The 20,424-nt window shown below is 39.6% G+C and carries 20 protein-coding genes; 18 read left to right on the forward strand and 2 right to left on the reverse strand.

The window, feature by feature from the left end:
* Positions 1-40 precede the first annotated feature (40 nt).
* The 3 genes from DWX96_RS07400 to DWX96_RS07410 all read left to right on the forward strand — a co-directional run bounded on the left by DWX96_RS07400 (position 41) and on the right by DWX96_RS07410 (position 2,782).
* Positions 41-823 (forward strand): electron transfer flavoprotein subunit beta/FixA family protein, encoded by a 783-nt coding sequence (locus tag DWX96_RS07400; protein ID WP_022244337.1) that lies wholly within the window; start codon positions 41-43, stop codon positions 821-823.
* 27 nt (positions 824-850) lie between these two features.
* Complete coding sequence (locus DWX96_RS07405) at positions 851-1,894, forward strand: electron transfer flavoprotein subunit alpha/FixB family protein (protein WP_117699200.1); 1,044 nt, start codon at positions 851-853, stop codon at positions 1,892-1,894.
* A 291-nt stretch (positions 1,895-2,185) separates the two neighbouring features.
* On the forward strand, positions 2,186-2,782 hold the full coding sequence (locus DWX96_RS07410; protein WP_118057245.1) for an ECF transporter S component: 597 nt from the start codon (positions 2,186-2,188) through the stop codon (positions 2,780-2,782).
* 98 nt (positions 2,783-2,880) lie between these two features.
* On the opposite strand, the gene DWX96_RS07415 is transcribed toward DWX96_RS07410, so the two are convergent.
* Positions 2,881-3,606: a GntR family transcriptional regulator gene (locus tag DWX96_RS07415; RefSeq protein WP_117699199.1), complete on the reverse strand. Its 726-nt coding sequence runs from the start codon at positions 3,604-3,606 to the stop codon at positions 2,881-2,883.
* 245 nt (positions 3,607-3,851) lie between these two features.
* Here DWX96_RS07415 and DWX96_RS07420 point away from each other — a divergent pair, with 245 nt between their 5' ends.
* From DWX96_RS07420 to DWX96_RS07485, 15 genes are all read left to right on the forward strand, one after another.
* The gene (locus DWX96_RS07420; protein ID WP_117698961.1) at positions 3,852-5,408 is read left to right on the forward strand and encodes an amidohydrolase; all 1,557 of its coding nucleotides are present in this window, start codon (positions 3,852-3,854) and stop codon (positions 5,406-5,408) included.
* Positions 5,409-5,421: 13 nt separating this feature from the next.
* On the forward strand, positions 5,422-6,666 hold the full coding sequence (locus tag DWX96_RS07425; protein ID WP_158561532.1) for an MFS transporter: 1,245 nt from the start codon (positions 5,422-5,424) through the stop codon (positions 6,664-6,666).
* An 18-nt stretch (positions 6,667-6,684) separates the two neighbouring features.
* On the forward strand, positions 6,685-7,668 hold the full coding sequence (locus tag DWX96_RS07430) for an SIS domain-containing protein (RefSeq protein ID WP_227700321.1): 984 nt from the start codon (positions 6,685-6,687) through the stop codon (positions 7,666-7,668).
* Between the two features lie 17 nt (positions 7,669-7,685).
* Positions 7,686-8,561, forward strand: coding sequence for a PfkB family carbohydrate kinase (locus tag DWX96_RS07435; protein ID WP_117698959.1), 876 nt, complete (start codon positions 7,686-7,688; stop codon positions 8,559-8,561).
* Between the two features lie 64 nt (positions 8,562-8,625).
* The gene (locus DWX96_RS14260) at positions 8,626-8,781 is read left to right on the forward strand and encodes a hypothetical protein (RefSeq protein ID WP_156454679.1); all 156 of its coding nucleotides are present in this window, start codon (positions 8,626-8,628) and stop codon (positions 8,779-8,781) included.
* A complete protein-coding gene (locus DWX96_RS07440) occupies positions 8,778-9,422 on the forward strand; it encodes a stage V sporulation protein AA (protein WP_117698958.1) in 645 nt (214 codons plus the stop codon). Before DWX96_RS14260 ends, DWX96_RS07440 begins: the two co-directional genes overlap by 4 nt.
* Positions 9,412-9,840, forward strand: coding sequence for a stage V sporulation protein AB (locus DWX96_RS07445; protein WP_117698957.1), 429 nt, complete (start codon positions 9,412-9,414; stop codon positions 9,838-9,840). Before DWX96_RS07440 ends, DWX96_RS07445 begins: the two co-directional genes overlap by 11 nt.
* A 138-nt stretch (positions 9,841-9,978) precedes the next feature.
* Positions 9,979-10,296, forward strand: coding sequence for a DUF3837 domain-containing protein (locus tag DWX96_RS07450; protein WP_118057138.1), 318 nt, complete (start codon positions 9,979-9,981; stop codon positions 10,294-10,296).
* Between the two features lie 11 nt (positions 10,297-10,307).
* Complete coding sequence (locus DWX96_RS07455; RefSeq protein ID WP_118057139.1) at positions 10,308-12,266, forward strand: GGDEF domain-containing protein; 1,959 nt, start codon at positions 10,308-10,310, stop codon at positions 12,264-12,266.
* A 145-nt stretch (positions 12,267-12,411) separates the two neighbouring features.
* Complete coding sequence (locus tag DWX96_RS07460) at positions 12,412-14,709, forward strand: methyl-accepting chemotaxis protein (protein ID WP_118057140.1); 2,298 nt, start codon at positions 12,412-12,414, stop codon at positions 14,707-14,709.
* Between the two features lie 187 nt (positions 14,710-14,896).
* Positions 14,897-15,958: an iron-containing alcohol dehydrogenase family protein gene (locus DWX96_RS07465; protein WP_117841808.1), complete on the forward strand. Its 1,062-nt coding sequence runs from the start codon at positions 14,897-14,899 to the stop codon at positions 15,956-15,958.
* A gap of 111 nt (positions 15,959-16,069) precedes the next feature.
* Complete coding sequence (locus DWX96_RS07470) at positions 16,070-16,594, forward strand: SpoVA/SpoVAEb family sporulation membrane protein (protein ID WP_118057141.1); 525 nt, start codon at positions 16,070-16,072, stop codon at positions 16,592-16,594.
* 350 nt (positions 16,595-16,944) lie between these two features.
* A complete protein-coding gene (gene spoVAD, locus DWX96_RS07475) occupies positions 16,945-17,958 on the forward strand; it encodes a stage V sporulation protein AD (protein WP_118057142.1) in 1,014 nt (337 codons plus the stop codon).
* Positions 17,959-18,028: 70 nt separating this feature from the next.
* Positions 18,029-18,385, forward strand: coding sequence for a stage V sporulation protein AE (gene spoVAE / locus DWX96_RS07480; protein ID WP_118057143.1), 357 nt, complete (start codon positions 18,029-18,031; stop codon positions 18,383-18,385).
* Between the two features lie 79 nt (positions 18,386-18,464).
* Positions 18,465-18,845, forward strand: a complete 381-nt coding sequence (locus tag DWX96_RS07485) for a hypothetical protein (protein WP_199534351.1) — start codon at positions 18,465-18,467, stop codon at positions 18,843-18,845.
* 121 nt (positions 18,846-18,966) lie between these two features.
* Here the strand turns inward: DWX96_RS07485 and guaB are convergent, their stop codons facing one another.
* On the reverse strand, positions 18,967-20,424 hold the full coding sequence (gene guaB / locus DWX96_RS07490) for an IMP dehydrogenase (protein ID WP_117947682.1): 1,458 nt from the start codon (positions 20,422-20,424) through the stop codon (positions 18,967-18,969).

Here is a 20,424-nt window from a genome sequence, read left to right on the forward strand (position 1 = left end):
ATGGCGCACACAAATTAAAAATATAAGGAGTGAATATACCGTGAAAATAGTTGTATGTGTAAAACAGGTACCAGATACAAAAGGCGGAGTAAAATTTAATCCGGATGGTACTTTGGATAGAGCTGCAATGCTCACTATCATGAACCCAGATGACAAAGCAGGTCTGGAAGCAGCATTAAGATTAAAAGATCAGTACGGTGCAGAAGTTACTGTACTTACCATGGGACTTCCAAAGGCTGATGAAGTTCTTCGTGAAGCAATGGCAATGGGCGCTGACAAGGGAATCCTTGTAACAGACCGTGTATTAGGTGGTGCAGATACCTGGGCTACTTCTACTACAATCGCTGGTGCATTAAGAAACCTTGACTATGATTTAATTATCACAGGTCGTCAGGCTATCGATGGAGATACCGCACAGGTTGGCCCTCAGATCGCAGAGCATCTTGGACTTCCGGTTATTTCCTATGCACAGGATATCAAAGTAGAAGGTGACAGCGTAATCGTTGAGCGTCAGTTTGAAGATGGATATCATGTATTAAAAGCAAAAATGCCTTGCTTAGTGACAGCATTATCTGAATTAAACGAGCCGCGTTACATGACTCCAGGCGGAATCTTCGATGCATTTGACAAAGAAGTAACTGTATGGGGCAGAGCTGACCTTAAAGACGTAGATGATTCTAACCTTGGTCTGAAAGGTTCACCGACCAAAATCGCAAAAGCATCTGACAAAGTCCGTAAAGGTGCAGGCGAGAAGGTTGCTCTCGATACCGACGAAGCAGTATCTTACTTAATTGGCAAATTCAAAGAGAAACATATCATCTAATAAAAATAAGGAAAAGTGGTGAATAAAATGGGTTTAGAAGAGTATAAAGGAGTATTTGTCTTTGCGCAGCAGGTAGACAACACATTAAATGGTGTTGCTTTTGAGTTACTTGGAAAGGGCAAAGAACTTGCAAAAGATTTAAATACAGAAGTAACTGCAGTATTAATTGGTTCTGATGTGAAAGGTCTTGCAGATCAGCTTGCTGAGTACGGCGCTGATAAAGTTATCGTAGTAGATGATCCGGAACTGAAGAACTACAGAACAGAGCCATATGCACATGCATTAGCATCTGTAATCAACGAATTCAAACCAGAAGTTATGTTAGTTGGTGCAACAGCAATCGGTCGTGACCTTGGTCCTACTGTATCTGCAAGAGTTGCAACAGGTCTGACAGCTGACTGTACTGTTCTTGAGATTGGTGATTTTCCAATCAATCCGGTTGGAAACCAGGAGCAGAAACACAATCAGTTACTGATGACCCGTCCTGCATTCGGTGGAAATACCATCGCAACAATTGCTTGTCCGGATAACCGTCCTCAGATGGCTACTGTACGTCCAGGCGTTATGCAGAAAATTGCTCCAATCAAAGGTGCAAAAGCAGAAGTTATCGAGTTCAATCCAGGATTTACACCAAACAACAGATATGTTGAAATCATGGATATCGTAAAAGAAGTTAAGAATACAGCAAACATCATGGACGCTAAGATCTTAGTATCCGGTGGTCGTGGAGTTGGTTCTAAAGAAAACTTCAAACTGTTAGAGGACTTAGCAGAAGTTCTTGGTGGAACAGTAAGCTGCTCCCGTGCAGTTGTAGAGAATGGATGGCTTCCAGTTGACTTACAGGTAGGTCAGACAGGAAAGACAGTTCGTCCTCAGATTTACTTTGCAATCGGTATTTCCGGAGCAATCCAGCACGTAGCTGGTATGGAAGATTCTGATCTCATCATCGCAATCAACAAAGACGAAGATGCTCCAATCTTCGACGTTGCAGATTACGGTTTAGTAGGAGACTTAAACAAGATCGTTCCAGCTCTTACAAAAGCTTTAAAAGAGGAAATGGCTGCAAAATAATCCGTTTACGGATGTAATATTTCATCTTGGATGAGTCTCATTTGAGATGTGTGATAAAAGGGTGTCATGCAAACCGGAAGATTTGTGTGATGCCCTTTTTATGTGCTTAGCGGGAAAATTGCAAAGTATGTTGCCTGTAGTTAAACCGCAGGTATTTTTTTTGGTACATACATTGTATACAGTGGAAAAAAGTGGTATTCTAAACAAGGTTTGCAGGAAACTGTTTTGGCAGTGTGGCAGACAAATAATATTGTGGCATCGGCAGACAGATGCAGAAAAGAGGAAGAGACTATGAATAGAAGTAGCAGAACAGTGAAACTCGTTGAGATGGCTCTGTTGGTTGCAATCATTCTGATTCTGGCTTTTACCCCACTTGGTTATATTAAGACACTTGGTCTGGAAATTACATTGATTGTAGTTCCAGTTACAATTGGTGCCATTATTTTAGGACCATTGGGTGGAGCAGTATTAGGAGCAGTATTTGGAATCACAAGCTTTATCCAGTGCTTTGGAATGAGTCCTTTTGGAGCAGTACTTCTTGGCATCAATCCATTCGGAACCTTCGTGGTATGTGTAGTATCAAGAATTCTGATGGGCTGGTTGACCGGACTTATCTATAAGGGATTATCCAAATTCCCGAAGATGAAGAACTGGAAGATTTTAATTGCCAACCTGGCAGGACCAATCTTAAATACCTTTTTCTTCATGTCAACACTGGTAATCTTTTTCTTCAGCTCCGATTACATACAGTCACTGGCAGGCGGCTTAAATCCATTCCGTTTTGTTATTGCCTTTGTAGGTGTCAACGGACTGATTGAAGCAGCAGCCTGTTTCGTGGTAGGAAGTGCAATTACCAAGGCTTTGCAGGTTGCAATGAAAAATAAATAAAGAATATCTGCTTCAGATAAAAAGAGGAATGCTCTGTTTTCGTAATTAGAAAACAGAGCATTTTGTATGCTGGAAATTTGCTGAATATAAGAATGAAGTTATGAATTGTCATAACAAAAACGGTATTTACTGCCACAGATATATTCATATCCAACATGGATGAGCTCATTGTGAATATCATACATTTCTGTATGAAAAAGAAACAATGGGTCACCGGGTGAAATATGAAGAAGATTGGCTTGTTCCGTTGAGGCTTTTACTGCATCAATATAAGAATTCTGTGAACAACCAATGCAGATATCATATTTTTCACGAAATAGCTGATACAGAGAGCTATCTAAAGGTTCTGTCAGCAAAAATGAAAATTTGTGACATGGATAATAATTGTTCTCAATCATAATAGGTGTTGCATCTGCATATCGAATACGTTGGATATAAACAATAGAATCGCCCTCAAAGAGTTCAGCATTATCAAGATGATACTGTTCATATGGTATGACTTCACGTTTGGTTACAATAGTAGATGCCTCCATTTGATTGGCTTTGCATGCATCGGAAAAACTGAGAGTATGTTCCAGTTTACGAAAAATTTTCCGCTCTTTTACAAAGGTTCCTTTTCCCTGTTTCTTAATTAAGACCCCCTCATTACATAATTCAGTAATTGCACGCCTTATGGTAATACGGCTCACATGATATAGTTCAGACAATTCAGTTTCTGTCGGGATTTGCTGACCGGAAATATAAATTCCTTTTTTTATTTGTTCGAGTAAATCATTTTTTAACTGTTCAAACAGTGGTATATCACTGGTTGTGTTCAATTTCATAATAATATCACCTCACAAACATTATAATAACATATAATGTTTTGCATAACAATATGAATTTAAAAAACATCATATTGAAAAGATTATGTGAAAAATTGTATAAAAAGTAATAAAAAGTAAAGGGAAAGTATAAAAAATAGATAATAAAATGTTGAGAATGCTGAAAGTGATTTGAGAAAAAGAAACAATATTGCAATATAACGTTATATGATGATATAATCAATTTAACAAAAGGAGGTGGAAAAATGCAAAAAGAAGCAGACAAGATATTTCAATCAACCTGTATTTTTGATTCTGTTTCAGAAGAGGCATATCCAGGATATGTGGCAATAAAAGGAAAACAGATTCTTGAAGTCGGATGTGGAGATATCCCAAATGAACTGGTGGGTGAATCTACTGAAGTTGTGGACTATGGAGAGGGAACCATTTGCCCGGGATTTGGTGATACCCATACATTTTTCACAGGATATGTAGTGGATTATCTTGGTGTGGATTTATCAGAAGCAGTTAATCTGAAACAAATAGTTGAACGGTTATCAGAAAATCTGGAAATGAATCCGGAGACGGTCGTTTTATTTGGAAATCATTTACAACCGGAGCTGGCAGAAAAAATAAATAAGGGAGGTGAATTGGAACAGGTTAAAAGACCGGTTATTTTATTTACTGCCGGACATGGGTATTGTGCTATGAACAAAGTTGCAGAAGAAGTGTTTGGGTTTACACCAGATACATGCGGAAGTTCAGAGGCAATTTATAAAATTATGAAAATTTATCTGAATGATAGAGATTTTATTATTCCACAGTTTAAGGCATATATGTCTATGTTAAACAGCCATGGGATAACATCTGTAAAAGAAATGGGATTTGATAATTTTTATGGATTTACAGATATATTGGCTGAATTGGAACAGAAAGCAGAATTGAGCCTTCGGATTTCCTTTATGTCACAACCAGTAGGAAAGAAAATGGATTTAGCATATGGAAAAGAAATGAAGAAGAAATATCATTCTGATTTTTTAAGGTTTTCCGGTTATAATCAGATGACAGATGGATTGATTGTCTCAGAAGAGGCAGATCTGATGGAGCCATATGAGGGAAAAGATTATTGTTGCCAAAAGAATATTGATTATGCATTATTAGAAGAAGATGTACTTACAGCAGACCGTGAAGGATTCAGATTTACATTGCATTCTGAAGGGGATGGTTCCTTCCATAAAATTCTTCAGATTTATGATAAATGTGAAAAGGAAAATGGAAGATTAAAGAATCGACATGGAATTACTGATTTGGAATTGACGGGTGCAGTGGACGAAGAAAAAATGGCACAGCTTGGAGTCTTTGGTGAGATTTATACACAGGTTTATAAGTTGGATTCCTGTGAAAATTGGAAACAAGACTATGATGAAAAACTTGGTAGCAGGCGGAGCCGTTATATGAATTATCGTTCAATGGCAGATCATGGTGTGATTTTAAGTGGTGCAACGGATCTTCCGATGTTAATACCGGATATACCTGAGGCAATTTATTATGGATGCGGAACCTATGCCGCAGATGGAAAAGAACCGGTTCAGCCGGAAAATGGTCTGACAATACCGGAAATGTTAAAAACCTGGACAATTGGAAGCCAGTATGCCATGGAACAGGAACATATATTAGGAACGCTGGAAAGCGGTAAGCAGGCTGATATAGTAGTTTTTGACAGGAATCTTTTCAAAACAGATATTGAAGAAATTCGAAAGGCACATGTTTTAAGAACCATATGTGCTGGACAGGATGTTTATAAAGAAATGGAGAATAGGTAAAGGAGGTTTTGCGATGAGTGACAAAACAAAAGCACATTTGAGTGCAAAAACGTTATGGGTACTTTTTATTCTGGGACTTGTAAATGCAGTTATGTATTGTTTCCCTTATATCAGATATGTGTTTTATGATCAGCAGATTGCAGCTATGGGAATTACAAATACCCAGTCAGGAATTTTAATGACAATTTATGCGGCAGCAAATACGATTACATTGATTCCCGGTGGAATATTAGCTGATAAGTGGTCTGTGAAAAAATGTCTAGTAGGCTCTATTCTGGGTTCTGTAGTTATCGGAATTATTTATGCACTTACCATGAATTTTGCAGTAGCCTGCGTATTATGGGCTGGACTTGGTGTGTCTACAATTTTTGTATTCTGGGCAGCAATAACCAAAGCAGTAGGTCAGGTTGGCACAGCAGAAGAGCAGGGAATGTGTTATGGAATTTATTATGCTGCATCAGGTATTATTTCTGCAATTTTAAATGCAGTATGTTTACAGGTAAGCCGTTTATCAGATGACCCATCTACTTCCTTTAGTATTGCAGTATGGGCAATGGTAGCATTTACAGCAGTTGCTTTAATTCTGACAATGATATTTTTTAAAGAAAAAAGTATTACACAGACAAAATCTTCTGATGAAGAATTTAAAATTAAATATGTCGGTGAAGCGTTAAAGAATCCGATGACCTGGCTCTTTTCACTGATGGTATTATGTGCATATGGTCTGTATACAAGTGTATCCTATTTTTCACCATATCTGACGGATGTACTTGGTATACCGTTGGTACATTCATCTTTTATCAGTATTGTGAGAAGTAATCTTATGAACCTTTTATGTCCGATTGGTGGAATTATCGTAGATAAGATTTTTAAATCTTCTACAAAATGGTATATTACTGCATTTGGAATTACAATTGTGATTTATGGTGGAGTATTGATAATGCCATCCAACATCAGTCCGGTACTGGCAACAATTGTTTCTTTGTTACCAAGTGCAATTGGTATGATGCTTTACGGAGTAATCTGGTCGGGATTACAGGAATGTAAATTTAAACCGATATATGCAGGAACTGTAATTGGAATTGCATCTATTATCGGATATTTGCCAGATTCTTTTTACTATATAATTTTTGGAAAGTGGATGGATAAATTTGGAAATAATGCTTATCCAATGATTTTTGGCTTCCTGATGGGAACTGCTGTACTTGGTATGGCTATAACAATTTTAATGAGAAAACTGATTAAGAAAAATAACTAAGAAAGAAGGTATTTAAAAATGCATGCATCAGAATTTAACGTAGAAAAATTTGTTGATATAATTGAAAAGGAAAATGGAACAATCAGTGAAGTATATTTTGTGGCCTGTGGAGGCTCTCTGGTTGACCTTTATTCTTCATGTTACTTTATTAACCGAGAATCATCCACCATGACAGCAGAGTGGATTACCAGTAAAGAATTTGTTTTAACCCCTCCAAAGAAACTTGGAAAACACTCTGTTGTCATTATCTGTTCACATGGTGGAAATACAAAAGAAACGGTAGAAGCAGCAGAACTTGGTGTAAAGGAAGGTGCATTTGTAATTACATATACACATACACCGGGCAGTGCCTGCGACAGTGAAAAATTCCATGCAATTGTCTATGATTGGGAGCCGGAAACATTACAGAAGGATAGACCATTAGGATTAAATTACAGTATTATAAATGAGTTGATTCACAGACAGGAGCCGGAGTATAAACTTTATGAAGGGATGAAGGATGGAATCACTAAATGCGATGCAATTATCCGTAATGCAACAAAGAAGTTTCAGAATAAGGCATGGAATTTTGCAGAACATTATTATAATGCACCATTTTTATATATTATGGCATCCGGTTCTGCATATGCACAGGCATACGGATTTGCAATCTGTTCTCTTCAGGAGATGCAGTGGATGGACTGCTGTTATCTTGATTCCGCAGAATATTTCCATGGACCATTTGAGGTAACAGATAAAGACCATATTTATATCCTCTTAAAATCGGTAGGAAAAACAAGAATGATTGATGAAAGAGCAGAAGTATTTTTAAATAAATATGCGGAAAAATATGAGATTATTGATGCAGCAGATTGTGGAATGGATGCAATAGATGATTCCTGCGTAGATTATTTTAATGCTCCATTGTTCTATGAAATGAGCGTGTTATACCGTACTGCAATTCAGAATAAGAGCGGACACCCATTGGATATGCGCCGGTATATGGGAGTTGTAGAGTACTAGACGAAAGGAGAAACAGTATGAAATATGACGTAAGTGTGGTAGGCTTTGGGGATAACGTGGTAGATATTTATACTCACGAGAATGTACAGTATCCAGGTGGAAATTGTGTAAATCTTGCTGTGTATGCCAAAATGTTTGGTGCAAAAAGGTGTGCCTATATGGGCTATTTTGGTACTGATAAAAATGCAGATCATGTTATTTCTGCGTTGAGGGAAGAACAGATTGAACTGGTAAAGTGTAAGAAAATTGAGGGAGAAAATGGTTATTCCAGATGTACCTTAGAAGATGGTGACCGTGTATTCTTAGATTATAATGAAGGTGGAGTCCGGAGCAGACATATTTATGATCTGGATGAATTTGACTTGGAATATCTTGCAGAATTTGATCTGGTACACAGTGGAAATTACTGTTATATGGAGTCACAGCTTCCAAAGATTAAAGCAGCCGAACTTCCATTATCTTTTGATTTCTCGGATGATTCTGAACCGGAATATTATGAAAAAATAGCACCATTAGTAACATATGCATTTTGCTCCTTTGATGGAACGGATGATGAAGTAAAAAAACACCTTAAGAAAGTAGCCTCTTATGGACCGAAAATTGTGTGTGCATCCAGAGGCGCAAAAGGTTGTATGCTTTATGCAAATAATGAGTTTTTTGAGCAACCGGCATATCCGATTGAAAAAGCAATAGATACTATGGGTGCAGGAGACTCACTTATTACAACTTTTATGGTAGGTTATCTTGACCGTAAGAAAAAAGGTATAGATGATAATGTTTCAATCAAAGAGAGTATAAAAGAGGCTGCAAAGTTTGCAGCAAAAGTATGCCAAATGGAGGGTGCTTTTGGACACGGAAAGGAAGTTCAGATAGATGCTTTAAAAACAAAATAAAAGAATAAAAAACGAATCGTAACACATACTATTCCGGAAAATGCAGTAAGCAAGGAGGAATGGCATGAAATATAAAACGTATCGTATCTGCCTCCTTTCACTGGTGATTCTTGCAGTGATAGGAGGCATTCTTTATTATGCGAATGAGAATGGTGATAAAAGTGCAAAAGGAGAAGGAACATTTGTAACCAGATTTATAGAAAGGATGCCATTTTCATGAGCAGTCAGCAGACAAGTCTTTATATTAAAATCGAAAAGAATTCCGTGGTCAGAGACCGCAATGTCAGATTGTCGGATGTTGCAAAGATGACCGGAACAGATACCGCAATGATACGCCAGCTAAAGCAGATGAAGATTTATTCCTTTCCACAGAAGGCGAAAAAGACAGAATATGTTCAGGTGATGACTTCATTAAAAATAATTGAAATGATACAGGCACAGTATCCGAATGTAAATATTACCAATGAAGGAGAAGCGGATTTCGTCATAGAATATGAGCCCAAACTACAGCCGGGCAAAGCATCAGAGGTTATCAAAACCAGCATTTTATGTATCCTGATTTTCTTCGGGGCAGCATTTACGATTATGGCATTTAATAATGATATTTCAGTGACAGAGCTTTTCCAGAAACTCTATTATCAGGTGATGGGGAAGGAGTCATCGGGGATTACAGAACTGGAAATCTGCTACAGTATTGGTCTGCCGATTGGTGTTATCATTTTCTTTAATCACTTTGGCAACAGTAAAATAACCAATGACCCGACACCGATTCAGGTGGAAATGCGTAAGTATGAGAAAGATGTAGATGATACTTATATTGCCAACTGTGGACGTGGAGGTAAGACCATTGATGTGGATTAGACATATTTTCTTAGGCCTGGTTGGACTGACTGCCGGTGCAGCAGTGGCAGGTGGAACCTTTGCATTCCTGATCATGCTTAATATCATCCCGCGGATGATTGGTAAATCCAAGACGGCAGGAAGGATTTATCTATATGAAAATATGATCGTGCTGGGTGGAATCGGAGGCAATCTTTTGTCGGTCTTTCTTACAATGAGAATTCCATTGGGACATATTTTCTTAGGAGTATACGGTATCTGTGCCGGTTTCTTTGTGGGCTGTGTAGCAGTTGCACTGGCTGAAATATTAAAGACTTTTCCGGTTATATTCCGGCGGCTTAAGGTAAAGACCGGATTGTGGGTGATTCTTTTATTTATGGCATTTGGAAAAATGGCTGGGGCACTTTTCTATTTCATAAGACAGCTGTCGGATTCCTGAATCACAGGGCAGGCAATTCCTTAAACGATAGGGGAATCTACAGGAGAAGTCTGTAGGACAATATGCGGCTAGGGTTGATGTTTTTCGTGGAATGTTATAAAATGAAAATATAAAAATCCGTAAGGAAGAAGTGAAAAAATGATACAGTCAATTGCACGTCAGAGTGTTGTAATCAAATGTAATCTGCAGGCATCTATTATGATGGGAAACTATGAATTCTATTATGCGGCAGGTCTTGCATACAAACTGACCGGAAATATGGCAACAGAGATTTTACAACCACAGCAGTTAATTGAAGAGGTCAACCGGATGCTGGCAGATTATATGACAGATGATGTGCGGGAGCAGCATCTGATTCGGATGTTAAAAGATTACGAACCGGATGATAAACTAGATAAACAAATGCGTGAATTATTTCAGGAGGGACAGACAGAACAGCGTTTGTGGCAGGAATAGGAAGCGATGTTATGGGGAAGAAATTTACAATTGGGGTATTGATTGGAAATGTGCATACAGCACATCCGAAGGACCTGATGAGGGGGATTCGGGCAGCAGCAAGCGGGATGGATGTTAATGTGATTTATTTTCTGGGAACGCAGAGTGTGCGTTTCAACCAGAAATTTGCACTGGAGGATTTTGACTATCAGTACAATACAGTCTACGATTATGCAAAATTAGCGAAAGTAGATGTATTGATTATTGCATATGGCTCTCTTTGCATTTTTCAGGAAAATGAAGATAAACAGGCATTTTTGGATAAATTTGCGGGAATACCATATGTACTGTTAGAAGATGCGACGGATGATCCACGGGGTATCTATGTCATGGTGGATAACTATGGTGGTATGCAAAAATGTGTGGAGCATCTTATTATAGAACATCATTTAAAGCATCTGGTTTATCTTGGGGGACCGGAAGACAATCAGGATGCCATAGAGCGGAAAACAGCATTTTTAAATGTTATGGCAGAACATCATCTGCCCGTGACACCGGAAATGATGGCGGTGGGAGATTATTCGGAATTCGTGGATAATCTTGTAGAACAGCTGCTAAGGGACAATCCGGATGCCGAAGCAATTATATCAGCTAATGATGAAATGACAGTGGCGTGTTATCGTGTATGCAAAGCCCATGGACTCCGGATAGGAAAAGACATTTTGATTACCGGTTTTGATGATGTGGAGAGGGCGCGTTATAGTAATCCACCATTGACGACTGTCTCCCAGGATGCTTATAAAATGGGGCAGATAGCGGTAGAAAAGGCAGTAGATATCTGTGCAGGCAGACCGGTGGAATCTGTCCGGTTGGATGCAGAACTTATAATCCGGGAATCCTGTGGCTGCAAAGTAACACGAAGAGCGAAAGAAAAGGCAGATGAGAAAACAGAGCTGCTTCATATTATTGATGAATTAAGGCTTTTTCAGCATAAATCGTGGCTTGGCCCATTTCTGATCCGGGACCTGATGCAGGAAGCAGAGAATGAGAAATCTTTCTACCGGAAAAGTGGAGAAGTATTTTATCATCTGGGTATACGCAGTTCCCTGCTTTATCTGTTGGAGCAGCCGGTTACCTACGAAAAGGGACAGAAATGGAAGATGCCCCAAAGGATGTATTTAACTATGCACCAATACAGGGAAAATATTCAGGTATTTGAGAAAAAGGAACGTCCATATATAGATGGAAGCTTTGGTGTACCGGATTGTTGCAGCTCCGGTGAAGATCATTTTTCTTATATCAGCTTTCTATTAATTGATGGAAAGCGGCAGTACGGACTATTGATGCTTGAGATTGAACCGGAAGAGATTTCTTTTTATTATATACTGGCATTGCAGCTTGGAACATCTCTCCGTTTTCTGGAAGCAAATATTAAACAGAAAAAATATCGTGACCGGCTGCGGGAAAAGAATGAAGTATTAAATTTTATTGCAATTTATGATGAACTGACAGGAATCTATAACCGCAGGGGACTGATGGAGAGTCTGGTCCGGTTTAATCAGGACAATTTAGGGAAAAAAGCCTGTCTTATGATAGCTGACCTTGACCATTTAAAGGAAATCAATGATAATTTTGGCCATGCAGAAGGAGACTGCGCAATTCGGACAGCAGCAGGAATTGTAAAAGAAGTCTTTGGACAGTATGGAGATGTGGGAAGATTCGGAGGGGACGAATTTGCAGGCATTGTAAGATATAGCGAGATGGAAGAGAAGGAACAGCTCATTTACAATATTCACCAGAAATGTGAACAGTACAATGAACATTCCATGAAACCGTATTATGTTGGAATTTCAGTTGGAGTAGTAGAATTTGTCTGTGAAAAGAAGATTGATTTTATTGAGATGTTTAAGCATGCTGATGAATATCTGTATGAGGAAAAAAGGAAACGGCGCAAGACAGTCTGCCGTAATGTAAATTTCGAGAATTCGTAATAAGCCGGTGTTGAAAAACAAACGAAAATATGCTAGAATAAAGCAAATCATATGGTAACGTTTCCATGCAAATGAAGACGTAAAGAGCGGACAGAAACAGCGGGGAGAAAGATATGCTTACAATTGGAAAAACGGGGTAATACGGATGAAGACAAGAAAGCAGAAAATTCGTCAGGAAAAGCCAGAAGAAATGCAGGAAACTCGGCAGCTTAAAGTAGAAAAAAGGGAAGAAAGAAAGCAGTTGGAAGTAAAGAAAGAGAAGCTTAAGAAAGTAAAGCCCAAAAAGGAAAAGTTAAAGAAAGAAAAGGTAAGAAAACCGAAGAAAGAACGGATTAAGAAGGAAAGACCGGCAAAACAGACGGAAAGAAAGCCACAGCCGAAGAAAACAGGCAACAGTAGAAAGGCTGCGAAGGATAAGGGAATGGGGCTTCGTGGCATTCAGGTAAAATTAATCGGGGCATTTATGATTCCGGTTATCCTGTTTGTTATCATTGGTTTTATGATTTATTCAAAGTGCAGTACTACCTTGAATAGTACATACGAGGCTTCTGCAAATACCAGTGTTGGTACATTGGAAGAGTATCTCGGACTTGGTTTTGAGAATATTGAACTGATGGCAACACGTCTTTCTATTAATTCTACAATTACAAGTTATTATACAGGTTCAGAGGTAAAGTCAGAGTCTATGCTGATGGATGCAAAAGTTGCATTGAGCAATGAATCTACTGCAGACAAATTCATCGATCACATTATAGTTTGTGCGAAGAGTGGAACAGCATGCAGTGAAAAGGGTGCAATCCGTGGAGATGTATATAATGCGTTTGTTGAGTCGGAAGAAGGAAAGAATGTAGAGTCTGAGATTGGCATGGGAAGTATGTGGATCAGCAGCCACCCAGCCATTGATGAAGTCACCGGATATGACAGTGATGAGTATGCATTATCTCTTGTTACCGTTCTTAAGAATAATAGCAATAAATCTGTTGGATATATCATCATTGATGTTAAGACAAGCTTTATCCAGGATATATTAGACAATGCACAGATTAGTGATAACAGCATCAAGGGCTTTGTATTAGAGGATGGAAGCCAGGTGTTAAGTGGAGATAGTGATATAAAATTTACAGATACGGACTTTTATCAGGAAGCATTAACAGGAGAAAATCTGCAGGGTTCTAAAGAAGTGTCTTATGAGGGCGCAGATTATCTGTTTACATACAGCAGGATTGAAGGTACGAATATGCTGGTATGTGCCATGGTTCCGCAGAAAGAGATTATGGCAGGTGCACAGGCGATTCTCAGATATACGTTAATTGCCGTAGCAATATGTGCAGTTATTGCAATCGTGGTAGGTTCCGTTCTTGCAAGCGGAATTTCCAAAGCAATCCGTAAGGTTAACCGTGTCTTAAAGAAGACCTCCGATGGAGATTTGACCGGACAGATTAGCATGAAGCGTAAGGATGAGTTTAATGTGTTGTCATCCAGCATTACCAATATGATTGGCAGTATGAAGGATCTGATTCTCAAGATGACCAATGTCAGTGGTCATGTTTCTGATTCGGCAGTCCAGGTAGGAACCAACTCCGAAGTTTTATTGGAAGTAACAAAGGATATCACGGAAGCAGTGGATTATATCAACAGTGGTATTTCCCAGCAGGCACAGGATACGGAAAGCTGCCTGGAGCAGATGAATGGTCTGGCAGAAAGAATCAATGTTGTACATGAGAATACTGATGAAATCAGCGAAATTGCCCAGGAAGCCCAGGGAGCAATTGAAAATGGTATGGTTATCGTAGCAAACCTTGGTGAAAAAGTTCAGGGTACAACGGAAGTAACAGAGACCATCATCCGGGAAATCAGAGAACTGAACAAAGAATCTATTGCAATTAACAGCATCATCGGAACAATCAATGAGATTGCAGAACAGACTAATCTTTTGTCCTTAAATGCATCAATTGAGGCGGCGAGAGCCGGTGAAGCAGGAAGAGGATTTGCAGTAGTTTCTGAAGAAATCCGTAAACTGGCAGAACAGTCCGGAAATGCGGGTAATCAGATTGGTGAGATTATCAATCATATTCAGGAACGTCTGGCAGCTACCATCGAGACAGCTGGACTTGCAGGCGAGAGCGTTGCATTCCAGACAGAAGCATTGAATAATACCGTTGATGTATTTAAGAATATCAGTCAGCAGGTAAGCAAGCTGGCAGAGGATGTTGAGAAGATTACCCAGAGTGTGGGTGGCATCGAACAGGCAAAAGAAGATACCATGAATGCCATCGAAAGTATTTCAACGACCTCTAACCAGACAGAATCTGCATCTGAAGAACTTGCCCGTAGTACAGAGAAACAGTTACAGGCAGTAGAAGTATTAAATGATGCGGTAAAACGGCTTCAGATGGATGCAGAGGATCTGGATACATCAGTAAGTATCTTCAAGGTACAGTAAGGAATATAATTCGGCAGTCAGGTTTCTGGCTGCCGTTTTTTTCGCAAAGAATCCGTAAGAAGCTGCCAGTGACAGGTTCTGCAGGGCGAGCTTGATATTATGGCATAGAATACATATAATAAGAGTCAGAGTATTTCAAAAGTTTGAGAAATCTAAGAAGTTGAGATAGAAAAGAGGAGAAATAAATATGCAGACAGGAAAAGCAATTTCAGTTCCGGCAATTCTGAAAGTCGGAAATGGCACGTTAAATCAACTGGGAAGTTATTTAAAGGGAGAAGGCTTAAAGCAGGTAGTCATTTTTCTTGGAAATGGTTTGATTGATATGTTTGGTGAGACTGTAATGGAATCACTGAAAAAAGAAGAAATTACAGTGTTGGAGTATAGCGAACTGGATACCGTTGATATCGATGATATTATAACGCTTGCATTTTCCATGCCGAATAAAACGCAGGCAGTTATTTCAATTGGTGGCGGAAAAGTAATCGATGCTGGAAAATATGCCGCATTTTTAAGAAACATTCCGTTTATCAGCGTTCCGACCTCCAGTTCCAGTGATGGATTTTCCAGTGCCAGTGCATCCCTTTTGGTGCACGGTAAGAGAACTTCGGTTCCGGCAAAACTGGCTTATGGCATTGTGGTGGATACGCAGATTATCCGCACGGCACCAGAGAAATTTATTTATTCCGGTATCGGAGATATGATTTCAAAAATCACAGCATTATATGACTGGATTTATGAGGAAAAATGTGGTTACTCCACGGTAAATGATTTTGCAGTTATGATAGCGAAGAAAGCGGTGAACAGTTTTGTCCGGACTCCATATCAGAGCATAAAGGATGAATTGTTTTTAAAAGAACTGGTGGATTCTCTAGCCATGAGCGGAATTGCCAATGAAATTGCCGGAAGCAGCGCACCGACCAGTGGAAGCGAGCACCTGATTTCGCATGCACTGGACAAATTATTGGAAGTGCCACAGTTACACGGTATTCAGGTCGGTATTGCAACCTATATCATGAGCAAGGTGCACAATCACAGATATGTGCGGGTACAGACCGTATTGGAAGAGACCGGATTTTTTGATTTTGCAGCAACACTTCAGATGAAAAAGAGCGATTTCCTTGCGGCAATTGATTTGGCACCGTCTATTAAGCCATTCCGTCACACTTACCTTCACGAAGAAAAATACCGGGAAGAAGCAAAGCGTCTGGTGAGAGAAGATGAAATCTTAAATCGTATATTGGTTGACTGACATTCATAAGGAACTGCCGGGCATCCGTAAGAAGCTGCCGGTGTATGTATAAAAGAAACAATTTTTGCCATACTAAGAGAAAAATATTATATTATTTAGGAAGGTTTTAGCATGGCAAAAAGTGAATCAGAAAAAGATATGCGGCAAAAAAATGAAAATCTGAATAAAACAGTACAGGAGCAGGATGTTGTGGAAAGAAACCAGGCATATAACGAATATGTAAAGCAGGTAACACCAACGCATAATCTTGCCCTGAAAATGTTAAAAGCATTTGTGACCGGCGGAATTATTTGTTGTATTGGCCAGGTGATTTTAAATATTGCACAGAACGCAGGACTGGATAAAGATACTTCCGGCGGCTGGTGCAGTATGATTCTTGTCCTCATGAGCGTAATTCTTACCGGTCTTAATATTTATCCATCAATTGCAAAATTTGGCGGGGCAGGAGCCCTCGTTCCAATCACCGGATTTGCCAATTCAGTGGCGGCTCCTGCCATCGAATTCAAAAAGGAAGGTCAGGTCTTTGGGATTGGCTGCAAAATTTTTACCATTGCGGGTCCGGTAATCCTTTATGGAATCTTTACAAGCTGGCTACTTGGGGTCATATACTGGATATATCAGCTGATAGCGAGGTAGATGGGAAGGGTGTGAGCCACAGTTGAAAATCAGATACAGCAGTGAAACAAAGTTGTGTCAGCGACCCCAGCCGTGCCCGGAGGCAGATTGGGCAAAATCATTGTGAAACAAGAGAATTTTGCCCAAAAGGAGAAGATTCTTATAATGAGATAATAGTTTATTATAGATGTCAGTTTCTCCTTTCTCAAAAAGTTCAATGGAAATATTGAAAAATGTTGAAATTAATTGCTGCCATGGATTTATTACAGCATAACCGTAGATAGAAGTAAAGAAAAGAAACATGAAAAATTTCTGAAAAATACATAAAATGCCAGAACCTGGACATGCTAATCACAAAAAGGAGTGATGACATGTCTGAGGTAAAGGGAAAACAGAGTCTTCGCTTTGCGAAGACTCCTTTTATTTTAAATTCGGCATCAGTGGTCGGAAAGAAAGAAGGAGAAGGACCACTGGGAGAGTATTTTGATGTGATTGGAAATGATGACAAATTTGGATGTGAGTCATGGGAGGAAGCAGAAAGTACCTTGCAGAAGGAAGCAGCAACCCTGGCATTGGGAAAAGCAGGGCTTGTGCCGAAAGAAATCCGTTATATTTTTGCAGGAGACCTGTTGGGTCAGACTATAGCAACATCCTTTGGACTTCTCGACTTTGAAATTCCGCTGTTTGGTGTGTATGGAGCCTGCTCTACGGCAGGGGAATCCATGTCACTTGGAGCAATGTGCGTGGCGGCAGGATTTGCAGAAAATGTCCTGACGATTACATCCAGTCATTTTGCCAGCGCGGAGAAACAGTTCCGATTTCCGTTGGAATATGGGAATCAGCGTCCCATGTCGGCTACCTGGACGGTTACCGGAAGTGGTGCCTATGTATTGTCCACCCAACGGACTCATGTAAAAATCAGTGGAATCACCACCGGAAAAATTGTGGACTATGGAATTCATGATTCCTTAAATATGGGAGCAGCGATGGCTCCGGCAGCAGCAGATACCATAGCAGCACATTTTACGGATTTTGGAAGCAGGCCGGAAGAATATGACCGTATTATAACAGGGGATTTAGGAACTGTCGGACAGGAAATTCTATTTGATTTGCTAAAGAAAAAGGGCTATGACATCGAGAACAATCATTCAGATTGCGGAATCGAAATTTTTGATGCAAAAGAACAGGATACGGATGCTGGCGGAAGTGGCTGTGGCTGCAGTGCTTCTGTTTTATCTGCCTATTATCTTCCGAAGATTATTTCAGGGGAATGGAAAAAGGTGTTATTTGTGCCAACCGGAGCATTGCTTTCCACAGTAAGTTATAACGAAGGGAAAAATGTACCGGGAATTGCCCATGGAGTAATGCTTGAGTATGTGCCGTAACAAAAGCCTGGTAGATAATAAAAAGTAATAATAGTTTTGATAAGAATGATGGAAGAAAGGAAAAGAACACATGGATTATGTGAATGCATTCTGGGTAGGAGGCCTGATATGTTCCCTCTGCCAGATTTTAATGGAAAAGACGAAAATGCAGCCGGGACGGATTATGGTGCTATTGGTATGTTCCGGAGCTGTTTTGGGAGCGATCGGTGTATATCCGCCTTTCGTGGAATTTGCAGGAGCGGGAGCATCGGTGCCATTGTTAGGCTTTGGCAATACGCTGTTTAAGGGAATTAAGGAAGCAGTTGATACTAATGGATTTATCGGAATCTTCATGGGTGGATTTACGGCAACGGCGGTAGGAATCTCTGCTGCATTGGTATTTGCCTATCTGGCATCCCTGATATTTGAACCAAAGATGAGAAAGTAGAAAATCCGCACAGAAGATGCATAGAAAAGGATAGGTTGGAAACAATAAACTTGAAATCAATAAAAAGGAGATATTGAACATGAAGAAATTAAGAAAACTGGTGTTGACCATGATGGTAGTGTGCCTCTTTGGCAGCATGGCAGCCTGTGGTAATAGGAATGGAAATGAAGAAAATACCACGGAAAACGGAGCAGGAAGTAACAATACTACCAATAAGAATGACACAGACAATAAGAATAACACAAATGACAAGAATAATCGTGACAATACCACAAACAATGGAGATAATGGCGACGGTGTGGTAAATGATGTGACAGATGGAGTAGTAGATGGCGCAGAAGATATTGTAGATGGTGTAGATGATGCAGTAGATGATGCCGGAACCGGAATTAAAGATGCTGTGGATGATGCGACAACCGGAACCGATGGAAATGGTAATAATGCAAAAACAGTAAGATAGTTTTGAATAAAGATTTTTAAATGCCAAAAACAGGATTGAAAACTCAATGAAAAGTTTTCAATCCTGTTTTGTATAATATGAGTACCACGATGGCTCATATAAAATTCTCTTGGTGAAAAATTTATTTGTCATCAATACTGTAGTTTGGTGCTTCTTTTGTAATGTGGATGTCATGTGGATGACTTTCTTTTAAGGAAGCAGCAGTAATCTTAACGAAACGGCCTCTTTCCTGTAATTCAGGAATAGTAGGACATCCGCAGTAACCCATACCGGAACGGATACCACCGATTAACTGGAATACGGTATCTTCAAGACTTCCCTTGTAAGCCACACGTCCTTCAACACCTTCCGGAACAAGCTTCTTAGCACCTTCCTGGAAGTAACGGTCTTTGCTTCCGTTTTCCATAGCTGCAAGAGAACCCATACCACGGTAAACTTTGTATTTTCTTCCCTGATATAATTCGAAGGTTCCAGGAGCTTCGTCACAACCTGCGAACATACTTCCCATCATACATACATTACCACCGGCAGCTAAAGCCTTGGTCATGTCTCCGGAGTACTTGATACCACCATCAGCAATGATTGGAATACCATATTCTTTTGCAACTGCAAAGGCATCCATGACAGCGGTAATCTGTGGAACACCAATACCTGCAACCACACGGGTAGTACAGATAGAACCAGGTCCGATACCAACTTTAACAGCATCAGCACCAGCTTCGATTAAGGCTTTGGTTGCTTCGCCGGTTGCTACATTACCAGCGATAACCTGAAGGTCAGGATAAGCAGCTTTGATTTTCTTAACTGCATTTAAGATATTTAAGGAATGTCCATGTGCGGAATCTACAACGATTACATCGACATGGGATTTTACCAGTGCATCGATACGGTCCATCATGTTAGCAGTAATACCAACAGCAGCACCACAAAGCAGTCTGCCCTGGTCATCCTTTGCGGATAATGGATATTTAATCTGTTTTTCAATATCTTTGATAGTGATAAGACCTTTTAAGTGAAAATCTTTATCAACAATTGGAAGCTTTTCTTTTCTTGCCTTAGCGAGAATTTTTTTCGCTTCATCTAATGTGATTCCTTCCGGAGCAGTAATAAGACCTTCGGACGTCATGCTTTCTTTAATTTTCTTTGTATAATCTGTTTCGAATTTCAAATCACGATTAGTGATGATGCCGACTAATTTTCCATTCTCTGTAATAGGAACTCCGGAAATGCGGAAGTTGTGCATTAAATCTTCTGCGTCAGCTAATGTATGATCTGGGGATAAGAAAAATGGGTCTGTGATAACTCCATTTTCGGAACGTTTTACCTTGTCCACTTCCTCCGCCTGAGCCTCGATAGACATGTTTTTGTGGATGATTCCGATACCACCCTGTCTTGCCATAGCGATTGCCATGCGATGTTCAGTTACTGTGTCCATTCCAGCACTCATCATTGGAATGTTCAATTTGATTTTCTTAGTCAGGTAAGTGGTAAGATCAATCATATTAGGAGTAACTTCCGAATATGCAGGAACCAGCAAAACATCATCAAATGTAATTCCTTCACCGATAATTTTACCCAT

The sequence above is a fragment of the Roseburia sp. AF22-2LB genome, from assembly GCF_003461125.1.
Lineage (GTDB): Bacteria > Bacillota > Clostridia > Lachnospirales > Lachnospiraceae > Roseburia_C > Roseburia_C amylophila.

Excerpts from the sequence above, each read along its gene's own strand:
- DWX96_RS07405 (WP_117699200.1), top strand. The coding sequence starts at position 851 with ATGGGTTTAGAAGAGTATAAAGGAGTATTTGTCTTTGCGCAGCAGGTA.
- DWX96_RS07410 (WP_118057245.1), top strand. The coding sequence starts at position 2,186 with ATGAATAGAAGTAGCAGAACAGTGAAACTCGTTGAGATGGCTCTGTTG.
- DWX96_RS07415 (WP_117699199.1), bottom strand. The coding sequence starts at position 3,606 with ATGAAATTGAACACAACCAGTGATATACCACTGTTTGAACAGTTAAAA.
- DWX96_RS07420 (WP_117698961.1), top strand. The coding sequence starts at position 3,852 with ATGCAAAAAGAAGCAGACAAGATATTTCAATCAACCTGTATTTTTGAT.
- DWX96_RS07425 (WP_158561532.1), top strand. The coding sequence starts at position 5,422 with ATGAGTGACAAAACAAAAGCACATTTGAGTGCAAAAACGTTATGGGTA.
- DWX96_RS07430 (WP_227700321.1), top strand. The coding sequence starts at position 6,685 with ATGCATGCATCAGAATTTAACGTAGAAAAATTTGTTGATATAATTGAA.
- DWX96_RS07435 (WP_117698959.1), top strand. The coding sequence starts at position 7,686 with ATGAAATATGACGTAAGTGTGGTAGGCTTTGGGGATAACGTGGTAGAT.
- DWX96_RS14260 (WP_156454679.1), top strand. The coding sequence starts at position 8,626 with ATGAAATATAAAACGTATCGTATCTGCCTCCTTTCACTGGTGATTCTT.
- DWX96_RS07440 (WP_117698958.1), top strand. The coding sequence starts at position 8,778 with ATGAGCAGTCAGCAGACAAGTCTTTATATTAAAATCGAAAAGAATTCC.
- DWX96_RS07445 (WP_117698957.1), top strand. The coding sequence starts at position 9,412 with ATGTGGATTAGACATATTTTCTTAGGCCTGGTTGGACTGACTGCCGGT.
- DWX96_RS07450 (WP_118057138.1), top strand. The coding sequence starts at position 9,979 with ATGATACAGTCAATTGCACGTCAGAGTGTTGTAATCAAATGTAATCTG.
- DWX96_RS07455 (WP_118057139.1), top strand. The coding sequence starts at position 10,308 with ATGGGGAAGAAATTTACAATTGGGGTATTGATTGGAAATGTGCATACA.
- DWX96_RS07460 (WP_118057140.1), top strand. The coding sequence starts at position 12,412 with ATGAAGACAAGAAAGCAGAAAATTCGTCAGGAAAAGCCAGAAGAAATG.
- DWX96_RS07465 (WP_117841808.1), top strand. The coding sequence starts at position 14,897 with ATGCAGACAGGAAAAGCAATTTCAGTTCCGGCAATTCTGAAAGTCGGA.
- DWX96_RS07470 (WP_118057141.1), top strand. The coding sequence starts at position 16,070 with ATGGCAAAAAGTGAATCAGAAAAAGATATGCGGCAAAAAAATGAAAAT.
- spoVAD (WP_118057142.1), top strand. The coding sequence starts at position 16,945 with ATGTCTGAGGTAAAGGGAAAACAGAGTCTTCGCTTTGCGAAGACTCCT.
- spoVAE (WP_118057143.1), top strand. The coding sequence starts at position 18,029 with ATGGATTATGTGAATGCATTCTGGGTAGGAGGCCTGATATGTTCCCTC.
- DWX96_RS07485 (WP_199534351.1), top strand. The coding sequence starts at position 18,465 with ATGAAGAAATTAAGAAAACTGGTGTTGACCATGATGGTAGTGTGCCTC.
- guaB (WP_117947682.1), bottom strand. The coding sequence starts at position 20,424 with ATGGGTAAAATTATCGGTGAAGGAATTACATTTGATGATGTTTTGCTG.